Annotated in this window: 12 protein-coding genes and 3 tRNA genes; 6 read left to right on the forward strand and 9 right to left on the reverse strand. The window is 39.2% G+C overall.

All coding sequences use genetic code 11. The annotated features are described in order from the left end of the window. Nucleotides 1-84 precede the first annotated feature (84 nt). Nucleotides 85-2,277: an FUSC family protein gene (locus B3E92_RS18425; protein WP_286897859.1), complete on the forward strand. Its 2,193-nt coding sequence runs from the start codon at nucleotides 85-87 to the stop codon at nucleotides 2,275-2,277. 31 nt (nucleotides 2,278-2,308) lie between these two features. Continuing rightward, entirely contained in the window at nucleotides 2,309-3,289 is a 981-nt protein-coding gene (locus tag B3E92_RS18430) for a YpdA family putative bacillithiol disulfide reductase (RefSeq protein ID WP_115047819.1), read from the forward strand. Here the strand turns inward: B3E92_RS18430 and B3E92_RS18435 are convergent. Further along, on the reverse strand, nucleotides 3,282-3,899 hold the full coding sequence (locus tag B3E92_RS18435) for a TetR/AcrR family transcriptional regulator (protein WP_112374184.1): 618 nt from the start codon (nucleotides 3,897-3,899) through the stop codon (nucleotides 3,282-3,284). The two genes, B3E92_RS18430 and B3E92_RS18435, sit on opposite strands and share 8 nt — an antisense overlap. Nucleotides 3,900-4,003: 104 nt before the next feature. Between B3E92_RS18435 and murB the strand changes: the two genes are divergently transcribed. The 3 genes from murB (at nucleotide 4,004) to B3E92_RS18450 (ending at nucleotide 6,068) form a co-directional block, all read left to right on the forward strand. Then, nucleotides 4,004-5,020, forward strand: a complete 1,017-nt coding sequence (gene murB, locus B3E92_RS18440) for a UDP-N-acetylmuramate dehydrogenase (RefSeq protein ID WP_286754273.1) — start codon at nucleotides 4,004-4,006, stop codon at nucleotides 5,018-5,020. 261 nt (nucleotides 5,021-5,281) lie between these two features. Beyond that, entirely contained in the window at nucleotides 5,282-5,791 is a 510-nt protein-coding gene (locus B3E92_RS18445) for an RNA polymerase sigma factor (protein WP_046671910.1), read from the forward strand. Between the two features lie 31 nt (nucleotides 5,792-5,822). Continuing rightward, nucleotides 5,823-6,068 (forward strand): cytochrome b5 domain-containing protein, encoded by a 246-nt coding sequence (locus B3E92_RS18450; RefSeq protein WP_286897861.1) that lies wholly within the window; start codon nucleotides 5,823-5,825, stop codon nucleotides 6,066-6,068. On the opposite strand, the gene B3E92_RS18455 is transcribed toward B3E92_RS18450, so the two are convergent. The 5 genes from B3E92_RS18455 to mgtE all read right to left on the reverse strand — a co-directional run bounded on the left by B3E92_RS18455 (nucleotide 6,069) and on the right by mgtE (nucleotide 9,024). Beyond that, on the reverse strand, nucleotides 6,069-6,983 hold the full coding sequence (locus B3E92_RS18455) for a PfkB family carbohydrate kinase (RefSeq protein WP_070570461.1): 915 nt from the start codon (nucleotides 6,981-6,983) through the stop codon (nucleotides 6,069-6,071). A gap of 57 nt (nucleotides 6,984-7,040) precedes the next feature. Then, nucleotides 7,041-7,114, reverse strand: a tRNA-Asn gene (locus B3E92_RS18460). An 88-nt stretch (nucleotides 7,115-7,202) separates the two neighbouring features. Next, nucleotides 7,203-7,276 (reverse strand) — tRNA-Asn (locus tag B3E92_RS18465). Between the two features lie 50 nt (nucleotides 7,277-7,326). Beyond that, nucleotides 7,327-7,400: transfer RNA gene (locus B3E92_RS18470), tRNA-Asn, on the reverse strand. A gap of 247 nt (nucleotides 7,401-7,647) precedes the next feature. Next, the gene (gene mgtE, locus B3E92_RS18475; RefSeq protein ID WP_286754272.1) at nucleotides 7,648-9,024 is read right to left on the reverse strand and encodes a magnesium transporter; all 1,377 of its coding nucleotides are present in this window, start codon (nucleotides 9,022-9,024) and stop codon (nucleotides 7,648-7,650) included. 802 nt (nucleotides 9,025-9,826) lie between these two features. Between mgtE and B3E92_RS18480 the strand changes: the two genes are divergently transcribed. Further along, nucleotides 9,827-12,514 carry a hypothetical protein gene (locus B3E92_RS18480; protein ID WP_286897863.1) on the forward strand — a complete coding sequence of 896 codons (2,688 nt, stop codon included), beginning with the start codon at nucleotides 9,827-9,829 and terminating at the stop codon, nucleotides 12,512-12,514. An 11-nt stretch (nucleotides 12,515-12,525) separates the two neighbouring features. On the opposite strand, the gene B3E92_RS18485 is transcribed toward B3E92_RS18480, so the two are convergent. The 3 genes from B3E92_RS18485 to cysS all read right to left on the reverse strand — a co-directional run bounded on the left by B3E92_RS18485 (nucleotide 12,526) and on the right by cysS (nucleotide 16,513). Further along, nucleotides 12,526-13,395 carry an endonuclease/exonuclease/phosphatase family protein gene (locus B3E92_RS18485; RefSeq protein ID WP_083296135.1) on the reverse strand — a complete coding sequence of 290 codons (870 nt, stop codon included), beginning with the start codon at nucleotides 13,393-13,395 and terminating at the stop codon, nucleotides 12,526-12,528. Nucleotides 13,396-14,116: 721 nt separating this feature from the next. After that, on the reverse strand, nucleotides 14,117-14,938 hold the full coding sequence (locus B3E92_RS18490) for a helix-turn-helix domain-containing protein (RefSeq protein ID WP_072996003.1): 822 nt from the start codon (nucleotides 14,936-14,938) through the stop codon (nucleotides 14,117-14,119). Nucleotides 14,939-15,031: 93 nt separating this feature from the next. Further along, nucleotides 15,032-16,513 (reverse strand): cysteine--tRNA ligase, encoded by a 1,482-nt coding sequence (gene cysS, locus B3E92_RS18495; RefSeq protein WP_286897867.1) that lies wholly within the window; start codon nucleotides 16,511-16,513, stop codon nucleotides 15,032-15,034. Nucleotides 16,514-16,550: the final 37 nt, after the last annotated feature.

The raw sequence follows: 16,550 nt of genomic DNA on the forward strand, positions 1-16,550 counted from the left end.
TTTCATCCGTACTAAAAAGGCAAACATAGCCGAACAATTGTTTTTAATATGAAAAGCAATTTATCTAAGTTTGTACTATACATTATGAAACAGACACAAGAAATAAAAAGTTTTTTCTATAGCCAATATTTTGCGGATGGACTCCGAATTACCATCGGATGTATTGTGCCTGTCCTAATCTTTGCAACTATCGGGCAATTTTCCAATGGAACCATTGTTTCCCTGGGAGCGCTCTTGGTAGGTCTCTCCGATACGCCCGGAGCACCTAGCCATAGAAGGAAAGGCATGATTGCGGGTGCGATTTTGACTACGTTAACTTTTATTTTAACCAATATAGTTAATCAAAATGTCTATCTACTGGCGATTTTTATCGGCGTAGCCTGCTTTATATTTGCCATGTTTGCAGTATTCAATAGCAGGGCCGCCAACGTAGGCCTTATGTGTATTCTGATGATGTTGATCCATGTGCAGATTCACTATCCTCTTGCTGAAGCCATCAACTATTTAGGCTTCTATACATTAGGTGGTCTATGGTATATCGCCATTAGTCTTTCCATCACCCAGGCACGCCCTTACAGGCTCGCCGAACAGGAGCTATCCGAAACAATTCGCTATGTGGCTGATTACATCCGGCTGAAAGCTAATTTTTACGATGCTAAAATTGATAATGATAAAAACTACCTCAAACTGATCGACAAACAAGTTGAAGTCAATCAGCATCAGGAAAACCTACGGGATGTATTGTTTCAAAGTAAACGATCAATTAAAGATACCACAAAGGTGGGACGTTATTTAACCCTCGTCTTCAACGATATTGTCGATCTCTTTGAGCAAAGTATGGCGGCACACTATGATTACAACACCATCAGCGAACGCTTTGGTCCTACCGGAATCTTGGAAGATTTCAAAAACGTGATCCTAAAATATACCAATGAGCTTGACAATTTGGCTTATCAGCTCAATACCAATACACAGCCAAAACCACTGTACGATTTCGATTCGGATCTCAGTCGCCTTCACACTAAAATCGATCAGCTGGATAAAAATCAAGAGTATAGCACCTTTGCTTTACGCAAAGTGTTGATCAATTTGCGTGATTTGGTTCGCCGAATCAAAAATATCTATGGTTACTCGCATCTACAACCGGACGATGTCAAACGAAAAGAAATTGACGACGCAAAACGCTTTGTCCAAAGTTCTGCAATTGATTTCAAAAAGTTCCGCGAAAATCTTACCCTAAAATCCACCATCTTTCGACATGCCTGCCGTATGGCGATTGTCATGTCGGTCACCTATTACGTGTTTGAGGTCACCAATATCACCAATAATGTATACTGGATCCTCCTCACCATCATGGTTATCCTAAAACCTGGCTTCGGACTCACAAAGGAGAGAAATATCCAGCGTCTCATCGGCACAACGATAGGTGGACTCATCGGAGCCCTCATCCTGTTAACCATACATGACCCAACTATACTATTTGTTCTCTTGGTATTCTTTTTTCTGACGGCATATAGTTTATTCCGCGTCAACTATGTTATTGCGGTACTTTTTATGACACCCTATGTATTAATTATGCTGAGCTTCGTCAGCGCCAATACCCTGGACGTCACCAAAGAACGCATACTGGACACCTTTATCGGCGGCATGATTGCATTCTTATCCAGTTATATTATTTTTCCAAATTGGGAAAGCATGCAAGTCAAGGAGTCCATGCGAAAGCTACTCATTGCCAACTACAATTATATCTTTCAGGCATTGAAAGAAATTGCAGGCCAAGCGCCTTCCATCACGGATTACAAACTAACCCGCAAGGCAGTCTACGTCGAAACGGCCAATATGGGTTCGACGTTCCAGCGCATGCTTACCGAACCCAAGAAACGTCAAAAATATAGTAAGGAAGTCAATAAATTCGTCATATTCAACCATATTTTAGCTTCTTTTTCGGTGACATTAATGAACCATCTCGACGAAATGGACAATAATTATATCAATAAGGACCATGTCCGGACAATTCGAAAAATATTAAGCTCCTTGGAGCAGTCCATTCAACTGCTACATTCTGACGATAGCGTCAATGCATTTATTCCTTTGGCGATCGAAATTCCCAACGACCAATTTGATAATACAGATGTCAGTTCAGTTGATGGACAGTTATTGAGCGAACAGCTGGACTTTCTCAATAAAATTGCACAGGACCTCCATAAAATAGTTCAGGATCTTCACGCTAAAAGCACAGCAATGTCAGAAAATGAACTGCCTAAAGCTTTAAGCTGATTTATTCTTTAAAATTCTCGACATTTATACCATGAGCGATACGATAACACGGTACGACCTGATCATAGTTGGCGGCGGGCCAATTGGCTTAGCTTGCGCCTTAGAAGCCAAAGAAGCAAATTTAAACTACCTTATTCTCGAAAAGGGCTGTTTGGTCAACTCATTATATAATTACCCCCAAAATATGACCTTCTTCTCTTCCTCCGAAAGATTAGAAATAGGTGATATTCCATTTGTCACCACCAATCCCAAGCCAAAACGCATGGAGGCGCTGGAATATTACAGACGTATACAGCAAAAGTTCGCACTGGATACCCATCTTTTTGAAGAAGTACTGGAAATTAAGAAAGAGGACACGGAGTTTCTGGTCAGCAGTAGCAAAAGCATATACCTGAGCAAGAAAGTCATCATCGCCACGGGTTTTTATGACATACCGATGTTGCTCAATATCCCGGGCGAAGAACTTCCCAAAGTGAGGCATTACTACGACGATCCACATTATTATAGCAGCCAAAAGGTGATCGTTGTCGGCGCCAGTAATTCATCCATTGATGCCGCCCTTGAAACCTACCGAAAAGGAGCACAAGTTTCTTTGGTAATCCGCGGTAGCGAAATCAGCCGCCGGGTAAAATATTGGGTAAAACCTGATATTGAAAATCGAATTGCCGCGGGTGAAATCGATGTCTATTATAACAGCCACTTAACAGAAGTTACTCCAACTACTGCGCATATCCAAACCCCAGATGGTATGGTCGAACTCGATAATGATTTTGTACTGGCTTTAACCGGCTATCGCCCAAATTTTGATTTTTTGAAAAAGATCGGAATTGATATTCCCCAAGAAGCACCTTGCATTCCCAGCCATAATGAAGAAACAATGGAAACAAATATTGCCGGGATTTATTTGGCAGGTGTCGTTTGCGGTGGCTTAAATACCCACCTTTGGTTTATTGAAAATTCACGAATTCATGCCAAACAGATTATCGGACATATTCGCTCAACACTTACTTGAAGACTTGAAAACGTAAGCCATTTAAGAAGATTTTCATCATTTTCTTCTGTAAACTGAGAATATGATCGAATTCTTCTTTTGTTGGGAACAACATGTTTTTCATATCCTTTAATATGCCCATACGCATACCGAATAGTGAATACAAAAGAATCCGCGCAGTTTCATTGATATCTTCCACCTGTATCTCGCCGGCATCGATACCAATCTTGAGAATCTTCTCAATAATTTCTACCTCACGGAGATAAGACTCTTTGAAAACCTGTTCCAGCTCGTCCGGAAGCTCTTTGACCATCTTCATGGTGTATTCAAATAAATTATAATACTGATTGATGATCTTGACACGCATATCAATGGAGTACATCATAATCTCCTCAAAGTCTCCCCCTTTTCCAATGACATCCTCAAGGTCCTCGATCATTTTGTCGATGACATATTCGAAAACCGCAGAATATAAGCTATTCTTATCCGGAAAATAATAATACAGCAATGCTTTTGAAAAATTGAGATCCTTGGCTATTTCCGACATCGTTGTCTTAGCCATTCCAAAATGTGCAAAGCGCCTTGTCGCAGCTTCTAGAATTTTGATTCTTTTTACATCTGCATTACCCATTAAACTTATATTTTTTATCGTTAAATAAACGGTTTATACTATCTTTACCGATTATCATGCTAAAGATAGCTGATTTTTTTGAATTTCTGAAAACTAAAGTCAACATGAAGTTAAACATTCAATCGAATATATCTTTAAAAGCTTTCAATACGTTTGGAATTGAAGAAAAGACAAATTTTCTAATCGAAGTGAATGACAATGAAACATTGACCGAAATTTTTAAAAATGGTATTTTTAAGGAGAACTTCTTTGTTCTTGGCGCAGGTAGCAATGTCCTTTTCACCAAAGCATTCGACGGCTATATTATTCGTATGACGAGCAAGGGCATACAGTCAAAAATTGATGGCGATGATGTCTATGTCACAGCGCAAGCGGGAGAAATCTGGAATGACTTCGTTTGGTATTGTATCGAACATAATTACGCGGGTATTGAAAACATGGCCCTAATTCCTGGCACTGTTGGTGCTTCACCTGTGCAAAACATCGGTGCCTATGGTACCGAGTTGATGTATGTTTTTCACGAATGTCAGGCTTTCGATACGCATACCGGTAACTTTGCGACCTTCAAAAAAGAAGATTGCGATTTCTCCTATCGCGACAGTATCTTTAAAACAGCACACAAAGGGCGTTTTATCATTACTCAGGTCACTTATAAGCTAAGTCAAACAGCTCATATCAATACAACTTATGGTGCAATTGAAGCCGAACTCGCCAAAGAAAACATAACAAACCCGAGCATTGCCGACATTGCAACCATTGTCTCCAAAATCCGCGTAGAAAAGCTTCCTGACCCAAGTACAGTGGGAAATGCAGGTAGCTTCTTTAAAAACCCTGTAGTGACAGCATCAACTTTTGGACCTCTTCAGAAAGAATACCCTACAATACCGCATTATCCAATGCCCAATAATGAAACAAAATTGGCTGCTGGATGGTTAATAGAACAATGTGGTTGGAAAGGAAAAGAATATGGACAAGCAGGTGTATGGAAAAATCAGGCACTTGTACTAATAAATAGACAAAACGCTACAGGACAGGAAATTTACAATCTATCGGAACAAATTATAAGTGATGTAGCCAACAAATTTGGCATCAATCTAGAGCGTGAAGTTAATTTACTGTAAAGATTTAAAAAAAGTATTTTTACTCTTTTTAAATCTGAAAGCAAAAGAAAAACAGGCTTCACTTTAGCTAAACATCACTTTGAGCTAATTTTATTTACTTAAAGTTAGCTTACGCACACGTTTGCTTTGCTTAAAATAATCTTAAAATTATATTAACAAATCTAATTTTGCCATTTTTGGCGCATTTTTTGCCTCATACTTAATGAACCGCATTTATAAACGTACTGTTTTGTAAAAAGAACAGTTATAATTCATTAAGCTATGACAAAGAATGAATTTGACACCATGGTTATTGAGCAATCGGACTCATTAAAACTCTACGCCAGAAATTTTACCAGTGATTACGAAGATGCCAACGATCTCGTTCAGGACACAATCCTGAAAGCTGTAACCTATTTTAAAAATTTCAAAGAAGGAACCAATTTGAAAGGATGGCTTTACACCATCATGAAAAATACGTTTATTAACAACTATAGACGTATTGTGAAAACCAACTCTTTCATTACGAAAGACGAGGATATTTCTAACGCTAACCTCCTATTATCCGCTTCCTCAAATCAGGGCGAAAGCAAATTTGTCATGGAAGACATCCATGAAGCTTTATCTAGTCTTTCCGAAGAATATTACATCCCTTTTTCATTGTACTTCGAAGGTTTTAAATACCACGAGATATCGGAACATTTAAATATCCCCATCGGAACGGTAAAAACAAGAATACATGTCGCTAGAAAATTAATGAAGAGATCACTATCGGCCTATAAAGTAGCTTAGTTTTTCTATCTTCGCCTTTTTACAATGACGAATGGCAGAAGAATTATCGGAATACAGCAAAAGCCAACTGGCTTTACGTAATGGTCAGGACAAACCACAGATCTGGGTTGCTTATCGCGGACTTATCTATGATGTCGGAGAAAGTAGACTGTGGAAAAACGGAATGCACTACGAACATTGGGCCGGACAAGATCTAACTGAGGAGCTCCAAGAAGCCCCTCATTCAGAATCTGTATTTTCAAAATTTCAGATCGTCGGAAAACTGAAAGATCAATGATTATAAGTTAAACTGAGATAGGGCAACAAAAGCATTCAAACGCTTTTGTATGTCCTCTTCGGTAAGATCAACCAACCGATCTGTTCCAAATTTCTCTACACAGAATGAAGCTAGCGCAGAACCAAAAATCAATGCGTTCTTCATGTTTGTAAAGTTGATACTTTTTACTTTGGCAAGATAGCCAATAAAACCTCCAGCAAAGGAATCTCCCGCACCAGTTGGATCAAAAACATCTGCTAATGGTAGCGCCGGAGCAGAAAAAATCTGATTCTCTCCAAAAAGAAGCGCACCGTGTTCACCTTTTTTGATAATTAAATATTTAGGTCCCATTGCTAAAATGACTTTTGCAGCTTTAACCAGCGAATACTCTCCAGAAAGTTGCCTTGCCTCTGAATCATTGATGGCTAAAACATCAACCTTGAGAAGCACTTTTCTTAAGTCATCCATGGCAACATTCATCCAGTAGTTCATGGTATCCAGAACAACCAACTTAGGCTTGTGTGCCAAGCGCTCCAACGTAGTCAATTGTATTTGAGGCGTAAGATTGCCCAAGAGAAGATACTCGCAATCCTGGTAACTTTCAGGAATAATAGGATCAAAATCAGCCAATACATTTAAGTCTGTCGCCAAGGTATCACGGCTATTCATATCGTTATGATACCTGCCAGACCAAGAAAAAGTTTGCCCACCAGTAATCACCTGAACACCCGTAACATCTATACCACGGCTCCTGATAAGATCGAGATTATCATTTCCAAAATCCTCCCCAACAACACTGACCAATTTGATTTGATCACATAGATATGACGCCGCTAGACTCGCAAATGTACCGGCACCACCTAGAATTTTGTCAGTTTTACCGAACGGTGTTTCTATTGTATCGAAAGCCACCGTACCAATAATTACTAAACTCATAGTTTTTTAATAAGCATGGTAAACAAAAAAACCGGCATAAAGCCGGTTTCAATATTGCTCCTGAAGCTGGGCTCGAACCAGCGACCCTCTGATTAACAGTCAGATGCTCTAACCTGCTGAGCTATTCAGGAATTTATTTTTCGAGAAATTCCTTTCTCATAGAGTGTACAAAAGTAGTACATTTTAATATCATTTGCAAATAAAATATTTGCATTGTTGCTCCTGAAGCTGGGCTCGAACCAGCGACCCTCTGATTAACAGTCAGATGCTCTAACCGGCTGAGCTATTCAGGAATGAAAAATTGAATATTTTAAAAACTCCGGTTATGTAAGTTATTAAATTGCTCCTGAAGCTGGGCTCGAACCAGCGACCCTCTGATTAACAGTCAGATGCTCTAACCTGCTGAGCTATTCAGGAGTGTTTTTCAATTTTTCCGGAGACCCTATTGCGTTTCCGTGATGCAAGTATCGGAAGATTATTAGAATACTACAAATTTTTTGAGCACATTTTTTACAACTTCCTAAATTCCAATTAGAATAATTTATTTTTATTTTTTCAAACAGCTCCACAAAATCCCCTTTTCAGCAATTAAACCAACATTATCCTTCTTTTACCTTCAATCGCCATCAGCGGATGAACGACCAGTATCGGCAATTGCGTACAATTAAAGCAACACACCTTTCAAAATTAGCGTTGCCACACTAAAATAAATCAGCAAACCTGTTACATCGACTAACGTCGACACAAAGGGCGCTGAAGAACTCGCAGGGTCGGCCCCAAGTCGTTTCATCACAAAAGGCAACATAGACCCCATCAACGACCCCCAAAGGACCACACCAACCAATGACAAAGAGATAACTAATGCAACCAACACCCAATACTGACCATAGCTATGCGCAAAAGATTGCCATGCCATAATCCTTATAAAACCCAAAGCCCCCAAAATAAGTCCCAGCAGTAAACCCGAAAGAATCTCTCTTCGCATCACACGCCACCAGTCACCCAAGGTAACTTCCCCCAGGGCCATCGCTTGAATAATTAATGTTGAGGCTTGCGAACCGCTATTTCCACCACTGGATATAATAACAGGCATCAGTGCAAACAACATAATCGCACTTGCCATTTGCTCCTCGAAATGCTCAATAACCGTAGCGGTCAAAAGTTGTCCCAGAAAAAGCACAATAAGCCATCCAGCTCTCTTCTTCACCAAGTTCTTAATCGACACATCCAGATAAGGTTCATCCAACGCCTCCGTTCCCCCGATACGTTGCATATCTTCCGTGTACTCCTCGTTTGCTACCCAAAGAATATCATCGACAGTCACAATCCCCAACATAACCCCCTGTTCGTCGACAACAGGCAAGGCCACGCGATTATTCATCCGGAAGATGTTGATCGCTTCCTCCTGGGGATCGTAAGCATTCAGCGAGATCAGCCGATGATCGATCAAATCTCCAACGACTCTATCTGGCTCCGCCATCAGCACATCTTTAATCCGAATATCATCAACCAGCTTCCCATTTCCATCAATCACATACAATACATCTATCGTTTCCGAATCTCTTCCATAACGCCTAATATGCCCCAATATCCGTTCAATACTCCAATGTTCTTTTACGGTAATATAATCAGGTGTCATTAGGCGCCCAACGCTGTCTTCCGGATAGCCCAGCAAAGCCAATGCTTCAACACGATCTTTGGGTGGCAACAGTAAAATTAAATGCTTAATATCGTCCTTCATTTCTGAAAAAAAAGAAGTCCGATCATCGGGAGGTAACTCGTTAATTAGTGCGCTAATTTTTGCTTTAGAAAGCTTCTTAAAAATCCTGTTTTGAGTAGGGAAATCCAGAATACGAAAAACGTTAACTGCGCGATTCAAATTTAACGATTCAATAAATAGTGAACCATGTTCGGGCAACTCATCAATCAGCTCCTCAACTTCTGAAATATTTAATTCATTCAAAAATTCTTCCAGCCCAACAAGATCTCCACCTGCTATCAATTGCTCTATTTGATTCACCTGCATTTCCAGTTCTTCCATATCTCTCAATTTAAAAATCCTACATCTAAACAAAGTTTATATGTTACAAAAATCGCTTTTTTAAAGTAAATTCTGCATAAAAAAATAAATAATAAAAACCTGCAGTCTGTCGCAGTAATTGGGATAAATACCCCGCGTAACGTTCAATGCCCAATTCAAAAACAAGACATTTTGTCATTAGTAAAAAACTAAGGGAAACCATTCTCGCCAACAACTTCAACAGATCTCTACAAAAGAAAGACGATGAAATTTATCGTCTAATTACCGATCCATTTTTTTTATCCAATAAAATGAATCAGGCCACACCCAACTCGCCAGCACACTCCCAAAGCAACACCCCATAGACGTCTGATTTTTCCACAAAAAAAACAGACAAATTTTCTCGGCGCAGTCTTAGAATCGCTATTTATTTAAGTATATTCGTCGTATACTTTAACCTGTTCAATATAGTGCTTTTTTTTCAGAACAGCCCAATATCATCAGGTTGTTTTACAGAAAAAAATAGTAAAAAGAAGTAAATCATAAAAATCATAAAAGCCTATTATTCAAATATAAATAAATTTGAAACAGAAGTTAAAGTTCATATAAATAGGAATAATAAAACTAAAAAAAATAGCAAACACTCGATATACAAAAATTAATGAAACATAAAAACCTAATTATCAACATATTATCATTATTATCATTAATAATATATTCACAAAAAAGTTCTGCTCAATTTTTTGAAGACAGCCAAGCGCCCTTAAGCCAAAAATGGTATAAAATTGAAACCAAGAATTTTCGACTAATTTTCCCTGAGGAAATGAAGAGCAAGGCCCCTACCCTAGCTGACCAGGTTAACCGATCGCTGCGTACAACTGCTAGAAATTACAAAATAACACCGCGGAAAATTCCATTCATTATCCATAACACGAATCTACAAACGAATGGTTTTGTACAGCTGTCTCCACGTAAATCTGAACTGTACAGCACCGCAGGCGCAGAACCCGACAACCAGACCTGGCTACCCAATTTGATCCTTCACGAGTCAAGACACGTAAGTCAATTTGACAAATTGACAGGAAAACTACGCGCGCCATTTTTTGAACAATTAGCCCTTGCCTACTACGGACTGACCGTTCCTTCCTGGTATTTTGAAGGCGATGCAACCCTTACAGAAACCATATATTCGGAGGGAGGGCGAGGAAGATTACCCGCTTTTGAAATGCCCATCAAAGCGAACTTTCAATCGAATCACAGCTATAGTTTTAATAAATATTTATTGGGGTCCTATAAAGATATAGTCCCGAGTTACTATACAATCGGCTATCTGATGACCTCCACTTTAAAGTCGGAATTACCTTCGAATTATGAAGCCGACCTCTTTTCGGAGCTGAACAAAAAACCATTATATCCCTATAATATCAATCGTGTTTTAAAGAAAAAAATTGGAGGAAATAGTGCCTACTTATACAATAAAACAATAGCAAATTTAGAGACCATATGGAATAAGAAAACAAGCGACTATCAATACCAGAAATACAAAGAAATAGACAAGAAAAACGACAGCTATTACAACAGCAATTTATTACCAAAACACAAGAACGGTCTGATCTATTTCATTAAGCAGAACCCACAAAAGACCAACGCAATTTACACGTATGATGTGGCAACAAAAACAGAAAATAGGCTCGCTAAAACTGGCATACAGTTAACACCACATTTTGACGTAAACAGCAATTACATCGTATGGGACGAGCTCCATAAAGATCCGCGTTTCAACAAAAGAACATACAGCGTTATCAATGTCATGGATCTCAAAACAGGTAAAATTAGCCAGCTCAGCAAACAGACGAGATATTATTCACCCATTTTAAGCCCATTAGACGAAACCATTGCCTGCGTTGAGGTAGATTTATCCAACGACAGCTATCTAACGCTCATAAGCCTTAAAAACAATAGCATCATCAAACGGATAAAAATAGGCAATTCCGAACAGCTGCAACACCCTGCTTTCAACCCCAAAGACGATAAAATAATAGCAATACGATTATCCGAATCCGGAACCGCACTGTGTGAAATCGATCTGAAAAATGACAAAATCACCAACCTAACACCTTGGGACAACCAGCAATATGAAAGACCGCAATACCTTTCGGGTATGAAAATCATCACAAAAGCTAACTTCAACGGTATAGATAATATTTACAGCATCGACCTCCTATCTGGAAAGAAACAGCTTTTGACAAAGGCACAATTTGGCGCGTTCAACCCTTTTTACGATAACGATACAAGGCAATTATTCTTCAACGACTACCAGTACAACGGCTACAAGATCGCCCAGACATCTATCGATACCGCATTTGATATCGACCCAGAAACGGATTACTTTTCGCATTATTACGCCACCGCATTGACCAGAGACAGCGTAAAAAATATCGCTGCAGTCTCCGTAGATACTAGTCAGCACTACCAAATTGTACCCTATCGTGGACTGGGCAGAACGTTCAATTTTCATAGTCTTTCGCTAAGTAGCAGCAATTTTGAAAGCTTCGACAATTTTAAACCAGGAGTCTTCTGGTTATCAAACAACATCTTAAACACCACACAAATTGCTCTGGGGTATGAATATGACACCGACATTCGAAAAGGAGTATACTCGGCAGAACTTACCTACAACAAGTACTTTCCAAAATTCTCGCTACGCTATGAAAACAGAGGGCAAATTGCAGCAGCAAGCATCCCTAACAAACCTGACAGTAGCATCCGTTTCGACTGGCGCGAGCATTATATATCTTCACAGATCTCCATCCCGCTCTCCTTTTACAAAAGAGACTACGTCTACTCCACTGGATTCAACCTGGCGACAGCCTATCTACGGCGCTATGACCTTAGCCGCACAGACGTCAAGAACTTTAATTATGAGACTGCATTTCCCTTGACCTATCAGCTTTACCTCAATCGAAATGCTCGAATGGCCAATATGGACCTCTACCCAAGATGGGGACAAAATTTTAGTGTCACCTACCGACATACGCCTTTTGAAAACAATGCAAAAGGTGAAATTTTATCAGCAAGAACAGTATTCTATCTACCTGGATTTATGAGCAATCACGGTTTTCAAATTAGATTGAGCGCCCAAACAGGATCAGGAATTTATCAATACATCAACGATATCCCTCTTGTGAGTGGATTTAGCTACTACAAATATGAAAAAATAAAAAACACGGTGTTGGTCAACTATCGTTTCCCTATAGCTTATCCCGACCTTGGATTAGGATCTTTAGCCTATATTAAACGTGTAAAAGGAGGAATATTTGCCGATTATCAAAATATACACAAACACAGGGAGATCTCACCAAAAAGCTTTGGAGCCTATCTGTCGCTTGATTTCAATGCTTTCAGATTCCCACTTCCAGATTTCGAATTCATCGTTAAGGGTACCTATATCAATGACAACACGACAACACAACGTGTAGTTCCAACTTTCAGTTTAAACTACACCTATTAAGGATAAGCTGCTTAAGGATGAATCGCCCAGTTAAAATTCAGTGCCAAGGCATAATGATCCGATAAGGGCAATCCTTTGACATTGGTGAATAGATTATTTTCTATTTTATAATCCCGGGCAGCAAGACTGAGGTGACTACTGCTCCGATAGAGGATCTTATCGATAGATTCGCTCTGATTGCTGATAGACAACATATGTGGCGGCTTAAACTCATGTCGCACCTCAGGCACTAAGCCTCCATTTTCGAGCTCAACCCAGCTATCAACCAATGCTGTGGAATCCATAAAATCATGCAGGTTATCATCACAAAAACTATAATGTGCATTAAAATCACCCATTACAATAAGTGGCTTACCACTCGAATGCTCTCCAATATAATCACGTAGCTGATTGAGATTATCCCGGCGTGCACTTGAAGCTTTCCTGCTATTTTGTGCATTTGCATGAACATTATAAACATCCAACCAGACTTCAGGAACGATTTCTATCTGAACTAAGGTGAAGCCCTTGGGTGTCAGAAAATCGGCTCCTGTACGTTTTTTCCAGGGCACACGGACAACATCGGTCATCGGAAAATGAGACAGGGTATTGAGACCATCACCAAAGGGAACACGTCCCTTGGTTCTTGTGCGATATGGATGTGAATTACCGCCCCAATATAGACTTCTATTATAATTGAAATCCTCCTGTACATTAACAATGTCAAAAGGATTGATCTTCTTTCCAATTTCAGCAATACTTCTGCTTCTTCCTGTAATCGCAGAGGAAATAATCCCAGGCAACCCCGCTACATTATACGTCAGTACCGAAAAAAAACCAGAACTATCTTTTTCTTTACTCTTATTAGCATCCATCAATATCTGCATATATAACCATGTCATGATAAATTTAGCAAATACAATAAAAACTCACCAGTGCTACACAAACATTTAACGGATAATTGATTTAATCTGACATTACATCAATAGTTTCGTACAAAACATCGATCTTTTTTAATAAAAAGATTAATATAGCACAAAGTGACTAATAAAGAGTAGTTTACAAGAGAGGAAAACTCTATCGGTAACGATTTAGTAATGGTGCTTATTACATTCTTTTTCATTTGATTACCTTGTAAATCAATATTGCAAATATAAAAAATAAAGGGTAGAGTACATTGGCTCTTTACCCTTTATTTCGACTTACAAAGTTATTGCGGAGGTTGCTCATTTGTGTGCTCCTACAATTGCGCATTACCGTAATCCCAATAGTATGAGCCCTGCTTTAGTATAAGACATGGCAAGGTGTATATAGAATATGTACCCAAACAGAGAGATACAGAATGCTTTAGATATATGGCTTAAGCAAAGGCTGGTAGTTTGACCTATCCATGTACCAGGAACACTGAGCATAAAGCTATGGTGCTGTTTTATATCCATAATGACAGCCTTACTGAGTTAGAGTTTTTTTCAAGACATTCAAAACTCAGTCAATCAGGTCGCACAATAATTAAATCGAAACCTATTAAGATCGATTTACCCTACTGTTCAAGATCTGCCCTTAAAGAGGTCTACGTTTTTAATTGCTATGTTTTTAAGCCTAATCCGCCTAAATTCTCTTCTTTTATTTGAGTCGAAATTCGGTAGGAGAAATACCTGAGAGTCTCTTGAAAAATCGGCTGAATACCTGCACGTTTTCAAATCCGAGTTCGTACGCTATTTCAGAAATATCCCGTTTTGTATAATGCAGCAAGTTTTTAGCCTCTAACAGAATACGGTCATGGATAAGCTGAAGTGGTGATTTTTCATCAATCTTCTTAAAGGTATTGGTAATGGTCTTTGGTGATTTGTGTAATAAACCTGCATAGTAAGAGACGCTATGCTGCTCCTTAAAGTTTTGTTCAACCAGAAAATTGAATTCCCTTATTAAATTATGCTGACTATCGTCGATGAAAGACAAGGTACCTTGCATTTTGTATATTCTTGTGCACAGTATCAGGATGCGCTTGAGGACAATTTGCAGCATTTCAAGCTGCAATTCGTCTTTCATTTCTAATTCCATATCGGTTAGGTTCCAGGCATCATTCATTATCGCAAATTGCGGCTCCTGAACCGAAACAACCGGTATTTTTGCAGGTGTATAATACAATACACCTTTACAGCCGACTTCGCTATCATGGTTAATTATGCAATAGAATTCTGAATTGAACCGAAGCATTTTCATAGCGTTAATCTGCTCATATTGCACATGATGGTATTGAGAGAGACTAACAATCTGGTTGTTATTAAAAGTTTGGTGAATGCCATCGATGATCAATTTGTTTCCGTCAGATTGAAACCACAGTAGCTGCAGAGCCCCAGATACAATCGGCCTAAAGCTTCTGAAATTGTCACAATCTACATACTCCAACTCAAAGTATTCGTTCTGCTTTCCTTGATAGATCATATTAATATTCAATTTAAAGTACTTCTATATTATTATCAAAAATACATATAATCTCAAAACACAATTTAATTTAAAGCGAATCTTTAAATCAGATCAATAGTTAAAAGTTGTTTCTTCCTTTGAATCATTCAATTTGATAGCTAACTCAGCGAGTCGGTTGCGTATCTGATCTGACAAAGTAAAGTTTCTATCTGCTCGCACCTTATTCCTAATTTCAATTAGTAATTTGATTGTCCCGTCGAGTTTTTCAGCGTAGCTGTCATACACACCCGATCTCATTTCCAATCCTAGTACGTCAAAAACAAAGGTTGAAATACCTTTATTGAAATGTTCCAGATCGGTTGCTGAAAGTATGGCAGTCTTGTCTTTCAGTTGATTAATATACGTAACGCCTTCAAAAAGGTGTGAGATAAGTATCGGCGTATTAAAATCGTCATCCAACGCCTCATAACATTTGGCTTCCCAACCAGCGATGTCGAGTGTCGATCTATTTCCAGGCTCAAGCTTCGATAAGCTATTTATCGCTTTCATCAGGCGGTCGTATCCTTTTTCAGCAGCCAGGATCGCCTCATTCGAAAAATCCATAATACTTCGATAATGCGTTTGTAACATAAAAAAACGCGTCACCGAAGCTGAAAACGCTTTGCTAAGAACAGGATTGTCGCCAGCCAAAATCTCATCTGGCAGAATATTATTTCCACTAGATTTGGACATTTTCTTTCCATTCAGCGTTAACATATTGGCATGCAGCCAGTAGTTAACCGGTGCATGGCCCGTGGAGGCTTCTCCCTGAGCTATTTCACATTCATGATGTGGAAATTTCAGATCCATACCTCCACCGTGGATGTCAAATCTTTGCCCAAGGTATTTTGTGCTCATTGTGGTACACTCCGTATGCCATCCCGGAAAACCATCGCTCCACGGCGAAGGCCAGCGCATTATATGGTGTGGATCAGCACGCTTCCATAGCGCAAAATCCTGTTCATTCCGTTTGTCAGACTGGCCGTCAAGTGGTCTGGAGTTATCAAGCGTGTGTATCAGGTCCCGATGGCTGAGCACACCATAATCGTAATCCTCACTATACTTTGCCACGTCGAAATATACCGATCCATTCGATTCGTAGGCATAGCCCTTATCTATGATGTTCTGTATGACATTGATTTGCTCAATCATGTGACCGGTCGCCGTTGGTTCAATGCTTGGCGGCAAAAGGTTGAATTTTTGGAGGATATCATGGAAATCAACGGTATAGCGTTGAACAATTTCCATTGGTTCAAGTTGTTCCAAACGCGCTCTTTTTGCAATTTTATCTTCACCGCTATCTGCATCATCAACCAGGTGTCCTACATCAGTGATATTACGCACATAACGGACTTTATAGCCTAAATGCAGAAGATAGCGATAGATGATATCGAACGAGAGGAATGTCCTTACATTACCAAGATGTACATTACTGTACACCGTCGGACCGCAGATATACATCCCAACGTGACCATCTTGAATCGGTGTGAATATTTCTTTTTCGTTCGAAAGTGAGTTATATATTTTCAGTGGATGATCTTTATATATAGTCATATTGAATATTCAAAAGTTGCAATGTTTTGAAGGTAAA

Origin of the sequence: Sphingobacterium sp. UBA6317, assembly GCF_002440385.1 — a bacterium.
Classification (GTDB): domain Bacteria; phylum Bacteroidota; class Bacteroidia; order Sphingobacteriales; family Sphingobacteriaceae; genus Sphingobacterium; species Sphingobacterium multivorum.